13 protein-coding genes are annotated in these 14593 nt (G+C 71.5%); 7 read left to right on the forward strand and 6 right to left on the reverse strand.

Translation table 11 applies throughout. The features are described 5' to 3' along the window. Nucleotides 1–52: 52 nt before the first annotated feature. The gene (locus BCL76_RS21410; RefSeq protein ID WP_030012228.1) at nucleotides 53–490 is read right to left on the reverse strand and encodes a gamma-glutamylcyclotransferase; all 438 of its coding nucleotides are present in this window, start codon (nucleotides 488–490) and stop codon (nucleotides 53–55) included. A gap of 173 nt (nucleotides 491–663) precedes the next feature. Between BCL76_RS21410 and BCL76_RS21415 the strand changes: the two genes are divergently transcribed. The 3 genes from BCL76_RS21415 (at nucleotide 664) to BCL76_RS21425 (ending at nucleotide 4850) form a co-directional block, all read left to right on the forward strand. Further along, nucleotides 664–2103 carry an NAD(P)H-quinone dehydrogenase gene (locus BCL76_RS21415; RefSeq protein WP_030712437.1) on the forward strand — a complete coding sequence of 480 codons (1440 nt, stop codon included), beginning with the start codon at nucleotides 664–666 and terminating at the stop codon, nucleotides 2101–2103. Nucleotides 2104–2278: 175 nt separating this feature from the next. Beyond that, nucleotides 2279–3229: a DeoR/GlpR family DNA-binding transcription regulator gene (locus BCL76_RS21420; protein ID WP_109781079.1), complete on the forward strand. Its 951-nt coding sequence runs from the start codon at nucleotides 2279–2281 to the stop codon at nucleotides 3227–3229. A 310-nt stretch (nucleotides 3230–3539) separates the two neighbouring features. Then, on the forward strand, nucleotides 3540–4850 hold the full coding sequence (locus BCL76_RS21425) for a CHAP domain-containing protein (protein WP_181382647.1): 1311 nt from the start codon (nucleotides 3540–3542) through the stop codon (nucleotides 4848–4850). Nucleotides 4851–4941: 91 nt separating this feature from the next. Here the strand turns inward: BCL76_RS21425 and BCL76_RS21430 are convergent, their stop codons facing one another. Then, nucleotides 4942–6705 (reverse strand): acetyl/propionyl/methylcrotonyl-CoA carboxylase subunit alpha, encoded by a 1764-nt coding sequence (locus tag BCL76_RS21430; protein ID WP_109781081.1) that lies wholly within the window; start codon nucleotides 6703–6705, stop codon nucleotides 4942–4944. A 607-nt stretch (nucleotides 6706–7312) separates the two neighbouring features. Between BCL76_RS21430 and BCL76_RS21435 the strand changes: the two genes are divergently transcribed. Both BCL76_RS21435 and BCL76_RS21440 read left to right on the forward strand, forming a co-directional pair. After that, complete coding sequence (locus BCL76_RS21435; protein WP_109781362.1) at nucleotides 7313–8848, forward strand: MFS transporter; 1536 nt, start codon at nucleotides 7313–7315, stop codon at nucleotides 8846–8848. Between the two features lie 133 nt (nucleotides 8849–8981). Beyond that, complete coding sequence (locus BCL76_RS21440; protein WP_258309829.1) at nucleotides 8982–9479, forward strand: hypothetical protein; 498 nt, start codon at nucleotides 8982–8984, stop codon at nucleotides 9477–9479. Here the strand turns inward: BCL76_RS21440 and BCL76_RS21445 are convergent. The 4 genes from BCL76_RS21445 to BCL76_RS21455 all read right to left on the reverse strand — a co-directional run bounded on the left by BCL76_RS21445 (nucleotide 9460) and on the right by BCL76_RS21455 (nucleotide 12163). After that, complete coding sequence (locus BCL76_RS21445; protein ID WP_109781363.1) at nucleotides 9460–10083, reverse strand: nucleoside triphosphate pyrophosphatase; 624 nt, start codon at nucleotides 10081–10083, stop codon at nucleotides 9460–9462. The genes BCL76_RS21440 and BCL76_RS21445 overlap by 20 nt on opposite strands. A gap of 41 nt (nucleotides 10084–10124) precedes the next feature. After that, nucleotides 10125–10259 (reverse strand): morphogenic membrane protein MmpB, encoded by a 135-nt coding sequence (gene mmpB / locus BCL76_RS39875; RefSeq protein ID WP_258309830.1) that lies wholly within the window; start codon nucleotides 10257–10259, stop codon nucleotides 10125–10127. Between the two features lie 80 nt (nucleotides 10260–10339). Next, entirely contained in the window at nucleotides 10340–10549 is a 210-nt protein-coding gene (locus BCL76_RS21450; protein WP_109781082.1) for an acyl-CoA carboxylase epsilon subunit, read from the reverse strand. 18 nt (nucleotides 10550–10567) lie between these two features. Next, nucleotides 10568–12163, reverse strand: a complete 1596-nt coding sequence (locus BCL76_RS21455; protein ID WP_109781083.1) for an acyl-CoA carboxylase subunit beta — start codon at nucleotides 12161–12163, stop codon at nucleotides 10568–10570. A 131-nt stretch (nucleotides 12164–12294) separates the two neighbouring features. On the opposite strand from BCL76_RS21455, the gene BCL76_RS21460 reads away from it, so the two are divergent. Both BCL76_RS21460 and BCL76_RS21465 read left to right on the forward strand, forming a co-directional pair. After that, nucleotides 12295–13161, forward strand: a complete 867-nt coding sequence (locus tag BCL76_RS21460; protein WP_109781084.1) for a biotin--[acetyl-CoA-carboxylase] ligase — start codon at nucleotides 12295–12297, stop codon at nucleotides 13159–13161. A 196-nt stretch (nucleotides 13162–13357) separates the two neighbouring features. Next, complete coding sequence (locus BCL76_RS21465; protein WP_109781085.1) at nucleotides 13358–14521, forward strand: adenylate/guanylate cyclase domain-containing protein; 1164 nt, start codon at nucleotides 13358–13360, stop codon at nucleotides 14519–14521. The last annotated feature ends 72 nt before the right edge of the window (nucleotides 14522–14593 follow it).

Raw genomic sequence — 14593 nt, forward strand, 5'->3', positions numbered from 1 at the left:
GGGACTCCGCCCCCGGACCCCCGCGTCTCGAACGCCGGCGGGGCCGGAACGCTCAACAGGGGCGCTTGCGGATTTCCATCACGTAGTCGTGCGGGGCGCCCGCGGATTCGGCGGCGTCGGCGATCTCGCCCAGGTAGCGGGCCGAGGGCAGACCGCCCTCGTAGCCGTTCAGCACGTACACCCAGGCCGCCTCCTCGCCGTCCAGCGTGTGCACACGCACCCGCATCCGGCGGTAGATGTCGAGTCCGACACCCTCCCAGCGGTCCATCGAGTCCTCGTCCAGCGGCGCGATGTCGTACAGAGCGACGAAGACCTGGTGGCGCGGGGCTTCGACGATCGTGGCCAGAGCGCCCTCCCAGCCCATCTGCTCGCCGCCGAAGGTCAGCCGCCAGTCGTTGATCCAGCCCGTGCCGCGCAGCGGCGAATGCGGAGCGCGGCGCGTCATCAGCCGCGGGTCGAGGTTGCCGGCGTACGCGGCGTAGAGCGACATGTGGTCGAGAGTACGGGAGGGGTGCCGGTGCACGCGTGCCCGGATGGCGGGACCGGGCGCGAAGCACCTTGAAGCGTGCGGGACAATGGAGCACGGAATGCATCCCCCGGGGAGACCCCCCGGAACACCGGCCGGGGCGGCAGCCGGCCGGGTAGACGTGAGGCGGACTTTTCGTGACCCGGATCGTGATCATCGGCGGCGGACCCGGCGGGTATGAGGCAGCCCTGGTGGGGGCCCAGCTCGGCGCGGAGGTGACCGTCGTCGACTGCGACGGTCTGGGCGGGGCATCGGTGCTGACCGACTGCGTACCCTCCAAGACTTTGATCGCGACCGCCGAGGTGATGACGACCTTCGACTCCTCGTACGAGGAGCTCGGCATCGTCGTCGCGGACGACACCCCGCACATCGAGCAGGCCGCGCGCGTCGTCGGCGTGGACCTCGGCAAGGTGAACCGACGCGTCAAGCGCCTCGCGCTCGCCCAGTCGCACGACATTACGGCCTCCGTCACCCGGGCCGGCGCCCGCGTGGTGCGCGGCCGCGCCAAGCTCGGCGGACCGCAGGGCATCGACGGCACCCGGGACGTCATCGTCACGGCCGCCGACGGGTCCGAGACGATCCTGACCGCCGACGCCGTCCTGATCGCGACCGGCGGCACCCCGCGAGAGATCCCCGACGCCATGCCCGACGGCGAGCGGATCCTGAACTGGACCCAGGTCTACGACCTCGACGAGCTCCCCGAGGAGCTCATCGTGGTCGGCTCCGGTGTGACCGGCGCCGAGTTCGCCGGCGCGTACCAGGCCCTCGGCTCCCGGGTGACCCTGGTGTCCTCCCGCGACCGCGTGCTGCCCGGCGAGGACCCGGACGCCGCCGCCGTACTGGAGGACGTCTTCCGGCGCCGCGGCATGAACGTCGTCGGACGCTCGCGCGCCGAGTCCGCCAAGCGGGTGGGCGACCGGGTCGAGGTCACCCTCTCCGACGGCCGCGTGCTGACCGGTACCCACTGTCTGATGGCGGTCGGCGCGATCCCCAACACCAAGAACATGAACCTGGAGGAGTCCGGGGTCCGGCTCAAGGACTCCGGGCACATCTGGACCGACAAGGTCTCGCGCACCTCCGCGCCCGGCGTGTACGCCGCCGGTGACGTCACGGGCGTCTTCGCGCTCGCGTCGGTCGCGGCGATGCAGGGACGCATCGCGATGTACCACTTCCTCGGTGACGCGGTGGCCCCGCTGAACCTCAAGACGGTCTCCTCCAACGTCTTCACCGACCCGGAGATCGCCACCGTCGGTTACACCCAGGCGGACGTGGACGCCGGCAAGATCGACGCCCGCGTGGTGAAGCTCCCGCTGCTGCGCAACCCGCGCGCCAAGATGCAGGGCATCCGGGACGGCTTCGTGAAGCTGTTCTGCCGTCCGGGCACCGGGATCGTCGTCGGCGGCGTGGTCGTCTCCCCGCGCGCGAGCGAGCTGATCCACCCCATCTCGATCGCCGTCGACAACAATTTGACGGTCGAGCAGATCGCAAAAGCGTTCACCGTGTACCCCTCGCTCTCGGGCTCGATCGCCGAGGTGGCCCGTCAGCTGCACACGCGGAAGGCCGCCGGGGAGGCGTAGACCCCGCTAACCGCCCCATGCCGTAAGGGGTTTGGGGCGGTGCGTCGTTTCGTGGCGAGATGTTCACGCAACTCTCGGGCCGCGTATACCACTAGTAGCCCCACCTTATGGACAACTTCGGTATTCCGGCGCAAAGAGCTGAAAGCAGACGGTCGTTGGGGTTACTGTCAGTTTCGTGTTCGCTGCAGAACGTCGCCAATTGATCCTCGAAATGGTGCGGGCCAACGGAGCGGTTTCGCTCCGGGAGCTCGCCCGCGTCGTCCAGACCTCCGAAGTGACCGTACGGCGGGACGTGCGGGCACTGGAGGCAGAAGGACTCCTCGACCGCCGACACGGCGGTGCGGTATTGCCGGGCGGTTTCACGCGGGAGTCCGGCTTTCCGCAAAAGTCCCATCTCGCGACGGCGGAGAAGACCGCCATTGCCGATGTCGCCGCCTCCCTCGTCGAAGAGGGCGAGGCCGTCGTCGTCGGCGCGGGCACCACGACCCAGGAGCTGGCCCGTCGGCTCGCCCGTGTGCCCGGACTGACCGTCGTCACCAACTCGCTGCTCGTCGCCCAGGCCCTGGCCCACGCCAACCGGGTGGAAGTGGTCATGACCGGCGGCACCCTGCGCGGGTCCAACTACGCCCTCGTGGGCAGCGGAGCCGAACAGTCCCTCCAAGGACTGCGGGTCTCGCGGGCCTTCCTGTCGGGCAGCGGTCTGACCGCCGAGCGCGGGCTGTCCACGTCCAACATGCTGTCCGCCAGCGTGGACCGGGCGCTGGTCCAGGCCGCGGCGGAGGTGGTGGTGCTGGCCGACCACACGAAGCTCGGTACCGACACCATGTTCCAGACCGTGCCCACCGATGTGATGACGCGTCTGGTGACGGACGAGCCGCCGCCGCACGACGACCGGGCGGGTACGGAGCTGCAGGCGCTGGCGGACCAGGGCGTGCAGATCACCGTGGCCGGCGGGGCCGTGCCCTCCGGGGGCGTGGACGGGATGCAGGGGCGGCGGCCGCGCCGCGAGTCGCCGCTGCCGGTGCAGCGGCGGGGCGGTCCGACGGCGCAGCTGCGCGCGGCGGGCATGATGCCGGAGCCCCAGCCGGGGGATCGGGCACGGGTCGCCGACATGCGCCGCCGTTAGCCGCAGGACCCCGGCCGCCGGCCGTTGTGGGCCGTGCCGATCATGCCGGGCTTTTCGGAGCCCGGCCCGATCGGGCCTTCCGTCGTCCGTCACCGAATCCGCTCTTCGAAGGACTAGCTCGTCCGGGTGAATTCATCCGGTTGTCCGATCTGATCACACGGTGGGCTCCAGGATGCTCCAGCGCCCTGGAGTCGTGTGACCGCACGGCGGGAGGGGCCTGAAGGAGGGTTCGATGACCGTGCTCCCGTCCGGCATACCACCCCTACGCGACCGGAGACTGCCGGTTGCCCGCCACGTACTTCGTCGTGTCGTGAGCGTCCTCGTGACGGTCCTGCTGACGTCCCTGTTCTCCGCGGCGGCCGTACCGTCCGCGTCCGCCTTGAGCGACGACTACCCCGCGAAGTGGCGAAACGTCCCCATGGACTCGGTGTCCGACGACTGGGGCATGTTCAACCGGGAGTGCACCAGCTTCGTCGCCTGGCGCCTGCAGAGCCGGAACGGCTTCGGCATGCCGTTCCACGCCGACGCCACCGACTGGGGGAACCGGGCCAGGGCTCTGGGCTTCCACGTCGACAACATCCCCGCCAAGGGCGCCGTCGCCCTGGGGGTGGGACACGTCGCCTGGGTGGAGTCCGTCGGCAACGGCACGGTGACCATCGAGGAGTACAACCACGGCTACGACGGCACGTACAACGCACGTACCGTCCCGACGGGCGCGTTCCAGTACATCCACTTCAAGGACCTGGCGGACGTCCCTCCGCCACCGCAGTCCGCACCGGCCGCTCCGGCCGGAATCGCGGTGTTGGCCCATGGCTCACGGGTGGTCCTCCAGTGGAGCGCCTCGGCCGGCGCCACCGACTACCAGGTCAGCCGGAACGGCACCCTCCTCGCCACGGTGACAGGCACCCGGTGGCTCGACGTCCAGGTGTCGCCGCATCAGGACTACGCCTACTCCGTCGTCGCCCGCAACGCCGCCGGCGTCTCGGCCGCCGCCACCCGGTACGTGCAGAACGACGCGGACTCGGCGGACCTCGCGTACCTGTCGACGAAGGACGGGCCCGCGGAGTGCGGGCGAGCCGGGGACCAGGGTGCGCAGAAGCTGGTCTGCAGCGTGTTGAAGCCCACCGGTTGGGTCACCGCGTACTCCGTGCCGAACGACTGGGGTTATGCGTCGGATCGGTCGTGGTTGGCGAATGCGGACGGGTCGGTGTCGTACTGCCGTCGGGTGGGTGCGGGCGATCAGGTCCTGTGCGATCGGTTCGACGGGAGTACGTGGACCTCGTCGATGTCGCCGCACTTCGACCTGGGTTATCACGAGAATCGGGCGTATCTGTCGACGAAGGACGGGCCTGCGGTGTGTGGGCGGGCCGGTGATCAGGGCTCGCAGGGGTTGGTCTGCAGCGTGTTGAAGCCCACCGGTTGGGTCACCGCGTACTCCGTGCCGAACGACTGGGGTTATGCGTCGGATCGGTCGTGGTTGGCGAATGCGGACGGGTCGGTGTCGTACTGCCGTCGGGTGGGTGCGGGCGATCAGGTGTTGTGCGATCGCTTCGACGGGAGTGCGTGGACCTCGTCGATGTCGCCGCACTACGACCTCGGGTACCCGGACACGTTCGCGTAGCCGGGCCGGGGCCGCATCGCGGACCTGAACGAAGAACGCCGGCGGGGCTGGATTGCTCCAGCCCCGCCGGCGTCTCAGGTGGTGCGGGACGTCAGTCCTTGATCTCGCAGATCGTCGCGCCCGAGGTGACCGACCCGCCGACCTCGGCCGTGAGGCCGACGACGGTGCCGGAGCGGTGCGCGTTCAGCGGCTGCTCCATCTTCATGGCCTCGAGTACGACGACCAGGTCGCCCTCGTTGACCTGCTGGCCCTCCTCGACCGCGACCTTGACGATCGTGCCCTGCATCGGGGACGCCAGGGTGTCGCCGGAGGCGGCCGGGCCGGACTTCTTGGCCGCGCGGCGCTTCGGCTTCGCACCACCGGCGGCGGCCGTGCGGGCCAGGGTCATGCCCAGCGACGACGGGAGCGAGACCTCGAGACGCTTGCCGCCGACCTCGACGACCACCGTCTCGCGGCCCGGCTCGTCCTCGATGTCGTCCGCTGCCGGGGCCGTGAACGCCGGGATCTCGTTGACGAACTCGGTCTCGATCCACCGGGTGAAGACGGTGAACGGGCTGCCGTCGGTCGGGGCGAACGCCGGGTCGGCGACGACCGCACGGTGGAACGGGATGGCCGTGGCCATGCCCTCGACCTCGAACTCGGCGAGCGCGCGGGCGGCGCGCTGCAGGGCCTGCTCGCGGGTGGCACCCGTGACGATCAGCTTGGCCAGGAGCGAGTCCCAGGCCGGGCCGATCACGGAGCCGGATTCGACACCCGCGTCGAGGCGGACGCCCGGGCCCGACGGCGCGGCGAACTTCGTCACCGTGCCGGGCGCCGGGAGGAAGCCACGGCCCGGGTCCTCACCGTTGATGCGGAACTCGATGGAGTGGCCGCGCAGGACCGGGTCCCCGTAGCCGAGCTCCTCGCCGTCGGCGATGCGGAACATCTCGCGGACCAGGTCGATGCCGGAGACCTCTTCGGTGACCGGGTGCTCGACCTGGAGGCGGGTGTTGACCTCCAGGAAGGAGATCAGGCCGTCGGCGGAGACGAGGAACTCGACGGTGCCGGCGCCGACGTAGCCGGCTTCCTTCAGGATCGCCTTGGAGGCGGCGTACAGCTCCGCGTTCTGAGCCTCGCTCAGGAACGGCGCCGGGGCCTCCTCCACGAGCTTCTGGTGGCGGCGCTGCAGCGAGCAGTCACGGGTCGACACGACGACGACGTTGCCGTGCGAGTCGGCCAGGCACTGGGTCTCGACGTGGCGGGGCTTGTCGAGGTAGCGCTCGACGAAGCACTCGCCGCGGCCGAAGGCGGCGACGGCCTCACGGACGGCGGACTCGTAGAGCTCCGGCACCTCTTCGAGGGTGCGGGCGACCTTCAGACCGCGACCGCCACCACCGAAGGCGGCCTTGATGGCGATCGGCAGGCCGTGCTCCTCGGCGAAGGCGACGACCTCGTCGGCCCCGGAGACCGGGTCCGGCGTACCGGCGACCAGCGGAGCCCCGGCGCGCTGGGCGATGTGACGGGCGGCCACCTTGTCGCCGAGGTCACGGATGGCCTGCGGCGGCGGACCGATCCAGGTCAGGCCGGCGTCGAGCACGGCCTGGGCGAAGTCGGCGTTCTCGGACAGGAAGCCGTATCCGGGATGGATGGCGTCCGCACCGGAGTCGGCTGCGGCCTGGAGGACCTTGGAGATGTCCAGGTAGCTGGCGGCCGGGGTGTCACCGCCCAACGCGAAAGCTTCGTCGGCCGCGCGGACGTGCAGAGCGTCCCGGTCCGGATCGGCGTAGACGGCTACGCTCCCGATCCCGGCGTCCCGGCAGGCCCGAGCAACGCGGACAGCGATTTCGCCACGGTTGGCGATGAGCACCTTGCGCACGATGGCTCCCTCCTTGAAACAAGCTGAGTTTAGGGACAGCCCACACGGCCTTTCGACCCTTCCCCGGTGGTGACCTTGCCCACACACAGTGTGATGCGAGGGTCGATCCGGCGGAGAACCCTTGTGGCGCCCCAGGTCAGGGGGATCCCCGACTGCACAGTAACCCCGTCATGTATCCAAGGTCTCTGTCCCCCCGGTCAGCGGCCCCGGGTGATTCTTTGTCGAGTCCCTACGAACGGCTCATGGTTTCTTTGCGGTCGTGAGAGGAGTTGCCCCCTTGTTTACCGATTGGTAGCCCGGTCGTCCCGCAGGCGAACAGGGACAACACCGTACCCACAGCGAGGTGGCCCGCACGGGCCCGGGCGGGCGGCAGCGCGCCGGGCGTGTCCTACGGATGGACGACAGCGGGTCCCGCGATCGCGCGCCGGCGGGGACACCGACGAGTTGACAACCCGGGCGGGCCGAACGGCGTCCTACAGGCGGCGTGGAGGAACGACGACCAGCGAGACGAGGACGAGTCGATGGCCTTGGCAGGTTTCTTACGGGGGCCCCTCCCCGGCCGATCCGGCACGGCGGAGGTCGGGTGTCGCACACCGGCCGTCGAAGCGTGAGCGCCGGGACGAAGGCGCCCGAGGACCGGGCCGGACGCCGGGTCCTGTCGGCGGCGCTGTTCGCGAGCGCCCCGGCCGAGGTGCTCGACTTCCTGCTGCCGCTGTGGGCGGGGTCGGCGCTCGGCGCCGGGGCCTTCGGGGTCGGCGCGCTGATCGCCTTCGAGGCGGTGCTGTCGCTGATCGTGCGCCCGTTGGCCGGGGAACTGGCCGACCGTTTCGACCAGCGGCGGGTGGCCGTGGCCGGCGCGGGTCTGTACGCCCTGTCGTTCGCGGGTTACGCGCTCGCCGACTCGCTGGTGGCGGCCTTCGTCGCGGCGGGCCTGGGAGGCGCCGGTGGGGCCCTGTTCTGGGTCGCCCTACGCGCCTGGACCGGGCAACGGTCCCAGGAGGGCGACCGCACCTCCGCCTACGGCAAGCTGCTGTCCGCAGAGGGTCAGGGCGCCCTCGTCGGCTACCTGGTGGCGTTCTCCCTGCTGGAACGCGGTGGCTATGCGCTGCTGTTCTGGCTGGGCGGCGCCGCCTGCGCGGTGGCCGTGGTCGCGCTGCTGCGCGGGCCCTGCCCGGAGCGGGCCGGCGTCCCTCCTCGCGCCACGGCCGCGCGCCGGGAGCGGTGGGGTGCCGCGGAGCGGCGGCTGCTGCCGTTGATGGTGGTGTCGGCGGTGACGGCCGCGGCCGAGGCCGGTCTGTGGATGCTCCTGCTGCTGCGGCTGCAGTCGGACCTGGAGCTGTCCCCGAACGAGATCGCGCTGGTCCTCGCCCCCGGCTTCCTGGTGTTCGTCCTGCTACCGGCGCACGCGCACCGCCTCACCGGGCGGCTGGGCCGTACACGGGTCATGGTCGCCTCGTTCGTGGCGAACACGTTGTTCGCCGCGGGCCTCGCGGTCGTCTCCGCACCGCCGGCCGTCGCCGCCCTGTGGGCCGTGGCCGCCGCCTGCTTCGCCGCGCAGATCCCGGTGGAGCAGGCGACCGTGGCGGCCGCCTCCGGCGGGCGGATCGGCCGGGCCATGGGCCTGTACGAGAGCGCCCGCCTGGCCGGCGTCGTGGCCGGGCCACTGGTGATGGGGGCGCTCTACCAGGAGGCCGGCTGGGTCGCCGCCTGCGGGGCGGCAGCCGCCACCTCGGCCCTGGGCGCGCTCGTGGTGCCGTACGCGGTCCGCGCACTGGGCCTGCCGGAGCACCGTGGGGACGGGAAGACGGACGGGAAGACGGACGGGGAGAGGGACATGGGCGAGCGGGAGCCGGCGCGGCCGCCGGCGGCGGAGGGCGTCCTCGGGCCGAAGGCCCACGCCCGCAAGGAGCGGCGGGACTGGTGCGTCCACACGGCCGCCTTCGCGCTGGGGCAACTGGTCCTGTGGGTCCTGGACTCCAGCTGGCTCGTGTGGCAGATCACGGACGCCGCCGTGCCCGACGACCGGCGCGGACCGCTGGTCTGGGTCGGCCGGATCTGGCTGACCGTCTGGGTGATCGACACGCTCTGGTCCTGGTCGTACACCCTGTGGCCGCGGGAGAAGAAGCCGAAGTCGTCGTCGTAGCGGCGCCGTACGGCGGTCCATGGGGCGCGAGGGGTCCGCAAAGCCGGGTGGGCGGATGTCTTGCCCGCCGGGCTACCCGTTAGTAGCCTCCAGGCGTCGAACGGGCTTGTGACACGTGGGGGGTGGCGGCATCGTGCTGCGAAGACTCGTGGCCGGACTGGCCGCGATCGTGCTCGTCGTGGAAGCGGCGCTGCTCGTGCTCGTCCACATCGTGCTGGGCCGGACCACGGCGAACCAGTCGATGTCGATAGCGGGCAGCGATCCGGCTCTCATGTCCAAGGCGACCTACGCCATGGGGGCGGGCATGGGCGCCTTCCTCGTGCTGTGCGCCGTGATCGCCGCCGTCACCGCGATCCGCGACCGCGCCCCGGGCCGCTTCGGCCGCGTCGTGCTCATCAGCGGCGCCGTCACCCACGGGGTGCTCGGCATCCTCTCCGTCGCGCTGGTCGGCTGGGCCGCCTTCGCGGCGACGATGCTGATCCTGTGTCTGCTCGTCCTGACCCTGACGTCCTACGCCGCCCGTCCGGGCGGCAGCGGCGGCGGCGAGGACGAGGCGGGCGACGCGGGCGAGGACACCCCGCCGCTGCCGCCCACGCCGCCGTTCGGGGAGCTCAAGCCCACAAGTCCGTGATGGACACGTCCAGTTCGCCCAGCAGGGCACGCAGCAGCGGCAGCGACAGGCCGATGACGTTGCTGTGATCCCCGTCGATGCCGTCGATGAACGGCGCCGACAGCCCGTCCAGGGTGAACGCCCCCGCCACGTGCAGGGGCTCCCCGCTCGCCACGTACGCCGCCACCTCCGCGTCCGTGGGTTCACCGAACCGGACCGTCGTCGAGGCCGTGGCCGAGACCTGACGGCCGTTCGCCGTGTCGATCACACAGTGCCCGGTGCGCAGCACGCCCGACCGCCCGCGCATCGACTTCCAGCGCGCGGTGGCCTCCTCGGCGTCCGCCGGCTTGCCCAGCGCCTCGCCGTCCAGCTCCAGCACCGAGTCGCAGCCGATCACCAGGGCGCCCGCGGCCTCGTCCAGCCCCGCCACGACGGCGGCCTTCGCCTCGGCCAGCGCCAGCGCCAGGGCGGCCGGCTCGTCGTGGTTCAGGGTGTCCTCGTCGAAGCCGCTGACGATCACGTGCGGGGCGAGCCCGGCCTGCCGCAGCAGGTTCAGCCGGGCGGGGGAGGCGGAGGCGAGGACGAGCGTGCGCCCGGTCGTCGAGGGCTCAGGTGTCGCAGTCATGGTGGCCATCGTAGGCGCGGCCCGCACCCCGTCACCGCCCCCTAGAAGCGGCCCACGCCCAGGACGTACACCACCACGAGCATGGCGAGGGCGAGCACCACGGTCAGCCGCCGGATCATCGCCTGCGCGTCGCGCATGTCCTTGGGCGGCTCGTTCTTCGGGTCGGACCAGAGCATGCCTCGATCCTGGCCCGGGAAAGGGTGTGGCGCCTGAGTACGGGTACTCAGGCGCCACCCGTCCGTTCACACCGGTTCGGCTACGCGGGCCAGTAGGTACGGCCCCAGGCCCGCGGCCCCGGATGCGGAACCCGCCGCCGGGCCACCCGGGCCGGCGCCGACCACTCGTCCGCGGGCGCCGGGGCGAGCGGCGGCGCCATGGCCAGCATCGCCGCCCGCGCCTGGACCACCGCCAGAGCGGCGGCCAGCTCCTCCGGGGTCGGGTTGCCCTTGACGACCTTGATCACCACAGAGTCCTCCTGGAGGGGCTAGAGCGGAATGTTGCCGTGCTTCTTCGGCGGCAGGGACTCCCGCTTGGTACGCAGCTGCCGCAGCCCCTTCACCACGTGCGCCCGGGTCTCGGACGGCATGGTCACCGCGTCGATGTACCCGCGCTCGGCCGCCGTGTACGGGTTGAGCAGCGCGTCCTCGTACTCGGTGATGAGCCGGGCCCGGGTCTCCTCGGCGTTGCCCGCCGCCTCCGCCTCGGCGATCGCGCGGCGGTGCAGGATGTTCACGGCACCCTGCGCGCCCATGACGGCGATCTGCGCGGTCGGCCAGGCCAGGTTCAGGTCGGCGCCGAGGTGCTTGGAGCCCATGACGTCGTACGCGCCGCCGAAGGCCTTGCGGGTGATGACGGTGATCAGCGGAACGGTGGCCTCGGCGTACGCGTAGATCAGCTTCGCGCCGCGTCGGATGATTCCGTTGTACTCCTGGTCGGTGCCCGGAAGGAAGCCCGGGACGTCCACGAAGGTGAGCACCGGGATGTTGAAGGCGTCGCAGGTCCGCACGAACCGGGCGGCCTTCTCCGAGGCGTCGATGTCCAGGCAGCCGGCGAACTGCATCGGCTGGTTGGCGACGACACCCACCGGGTGGCCCTCGACCCGGCCGAAGCCGGTCAGGATGTTCGGCGCGAAGAGGGCCTGCGTCTCCAGGAACTCCGCGTCGTCGAGCACGTGCTCGATCACGGTGTGCATGTCGTACGGCTGGTTGGCGCTGTCCGGGATCAGCACGTCGAGCTCGCGGTCGGCGTCGGAGACCTCGGTGTCCGCCTCCTCCGGGAAGGCCGGCGGCTCGGAGAGGTTGTTCGACGGCAGGTACGCGAGCAGTGACTTCACGTACTCGATGGCGTCCTTCTCGTCGCCCGCCATGTGGTGGGCGACGCCGGACGTGCTGTTGTGCGTGCGCGCCCCGCCCAGCTCCTCGAAGCCGACGTCCTCGCCGGTGACCGTCTTGATGACGTCCGGGCCGGTGATGAACATGTGCGAGGTCTGGTCGACCATGACCGTGAAGTCGGTGATGGCCGGGGAGTACACGGCGCCGCCCGCGCAGGGTCCGACGACCAGGCTGATCTGCGGGATCACGCCGGACGCGTGGACGTTGCGGCGGAAGATCTCGCCGTACATGCCCAGCGCGCTGACGCCCTCCTGGATCCGGGCGCCACCGGAGTCGTTGATGCCGACGAGGGGGCATCCGGTCTTCAGCGCGAAGTCCATGACCTTCATGATCTTCTGACCGTAGGTCTCGCCGAGGGCCCCGCCGAAGACGGTGAAGTCCTGCGAGAACACGGCCACCGGGCGGCCGTCCACCGTGCCGTAGCCGGTGACGACGCCGTCGCCGTAGGGCCGGGTCTTCTCCAGCCCGAAGTTGGTGGACCGGTGCCGGGCGAACTCGTCGAGCTCGACGAAGGATCCCTCGTCCAGCAGGAGGGCAACCCGCTCACGCGCCGTCAGCTTGCCCTTGGCGTGCTGCTTCTCCACGGCGCGGGCGGAGCCGGCGTGGGTGGCTTCGTCGATGCGGCGCTGCAGATCCGCGATCTTGCCCGCGGTGGTGTGCATGTCGATCGGCTCTGACGGATGTGACATCGGGGTCGCGGCTCCCTGCGTGGTGTCAACTGCCTGGTCAATTGATTGACTACTGCTGGCTACTGGTGCGTAGCGTATCGGCGGGCATGGCGCTCGGCAGTGCGGCGTTTGACACACCTACATTGGGTTGCATGACGCCATCAGATGCCTCAGCAGGAGCTTCCGCCGGTCGCTGGTCGAGCCTGGACCGCCCGCCCCTCAATGTCGCAGCCCTCCAGCGGGCGCTCGTCACCGGGGACGGGCTGTGGACCTCGCTGGAGGTCGTGGGCAGTACCGGGTCCACCAATACCGACCTTGCCACTCGGGCGGCGAAGTTGCCCGAGGGAGCCGTGCTCGTCGCCGAGGAGCAGAGCGCCGGGCGCGGGCGGCTGGACCGGAGCTGGGTCGCGCCCGCCCGCTCCGGACTGTTCTTCTCCGTCCTGCTCAAGCCGGGCGACGCGGTGCCGCAGGAGCGGTGGGGCTGGCTGACCCTGCTGGCCGGGGTGGCCACCGCGACCGGGCTGTCCCGGGCGGCCGGCGTGGACACCGCCCTCAAGTGGCCCAACGACCTGCTGGTCACCGTGGACGGCGAGGAGCGCAAGACCGGCGGGATCCTCGCCGAGCGGGTCGAGGACGGCGTGGTCCTCGGGATCGGGCTCAACGTCAGCCTGACCGAGGACGAGCTGCCGGTACCGGCAGCGGGGTCGCTGGCCCTGGCCAAGGCCTCCGTGACCGACCGGGACCCGCTGCTGCGGGCCGTCCTGCGGTCCCTGGAGGAGTGGTACGGGAACTGGCGCGCGGCGGCCGGCGACCCGGCGGCCAGCGGCCTCCAGGAGACCTACGCGGCGGGCTGCGCGACCCTGGGCCGGCACGTGCGCGCGGAGCTGCCCGGCGGGCGCACCCTCACCGGAACGGCCGAAGCGGTGGACACCGATGGCCGGCTGGTGATCCGTACGGCCGAGGGACAGCACGAGACGGTGGGCGCGGGCGACGTCATCCACCTGCGTTCCGTGCACTGACACGGGTCAGGGGTGCCGGGTGCGGCGCCGCTCCGGGGCCGCGGCCCCGGACCCCGCACCCAGGTCGCGGGCGGGCCGGATATGGGGAGGGGGAGTGAGCTACGGCACACCTGCCGTATGGTTTAGGCGATCCCGGTGCTCGTGGTGATCAACCGGTTCGCAGGGCAGTGCGCACGGAATGGACAGGAGGCGGCCCTTGACCGTCGACGACCCTACGGCCGGCGCGTCCGCCGGTGGCGGCTCCGCGTCCGGCCCGGGCACCCCGATCGGCCGTGACCAGCACACCCCGCACCACGAGGTCGATCACACGGCCCAGCCGACGGCGGATCCGCTCGCCATCCGGCTGGAGCAGCTGATCCTCGGTGCCGAGCGCCGGTACACGCCGTTCCAGGCCGCCCGCAGCGCGGGCGTGTCCATGGAGCTGGCCTCGCGCTTCTGGCGGGCCATGGGCTTCGCCGACATCGGGCAGGCCCGCGCGCTGACCGAGGCCGACGTGCTGGCCCTGCGCCGGCTGGCCGGTCTGGTGGAGGCCGGGCTGCTGTCCGAGCCGATGGCCGTGCAGGTGGCGCGGTCCACCGGGCAGACCACGGCCCGGCTGGCGGAGTGGCAGATCGACTCGTTCCTGGAGGGGCTGACGGAGCCGCCGGAGCCGGGCATGACCCGTACGGAGGTCACGTACCCCCTGGTGGAGCTGCTGCTGCCCGAGCTGGAGGAGTTCCTCGTCTACGTGTGGCGGCGGCAGCTGGCGGCCGCGACCGGGCGCGTGGTGCAGGTGGCCGACGACGACGAGATGGTCGACCGGCGGCTCGCGGTGGGCTTCGCCGACCTGGTGGGCTTCACCCGCCTGACGCGGCGGCTGGAGGAGGAGGAGCTCGGCGAGCTGGTCGAGTCCTTCGAGACGACGGCGGCGGACCTGGTGGCCGCGCACGGCGGCCGACTGATCAAGACCCTCGGTGACGAGGTGCTGTACTGCGCCGACGACGCGGCGACGGCGGCGGAGATCGCGCTGCGGCTGATCGAGACGATGGAGCTCGACGCGCAGATGCCCGAGCTGCGGGTCGGGATCGCCTTCGGCACGGTGACCACCCGGATGGGCGACGTCTTCGGGACCACGGTGAACCTGGCCAGCCGGCTGACCTCCATAGCCCCCAAGGACGCGGTCCTGGTGGACGGGGCGATGGCCGAGGAACTCTCCCGGACCGGGGCCGCTCCGGTGTCGGAGAAGGAAGCCGAGACGGCGCCCGACGAGGGCGCGTCCTACCGCTTCGCGCTGCAGCCGATGTGGCAGCGGCCGGTGCGTGGGCTCGGAGTCGTGGAGCCCTGGTCGCTGACGCGGCGCAAGCGGGCGGGCACCGGCTAGGCGGCGTCACGCGGTACCGGACACCGGCGGGCCCTGCCCGTCGCGGCCGACACCCCCTAGGATCCCCGGGTA

Origin of the sequence: Streptomyces sp. CG 926 (genome assembly GCF_003148825.1) — a bacterium.
Lineage (GTDB): Bacteria > Actinomycetota > Actinomycetes > Streptomycetales > Streptomycetaceae > Streptomyces.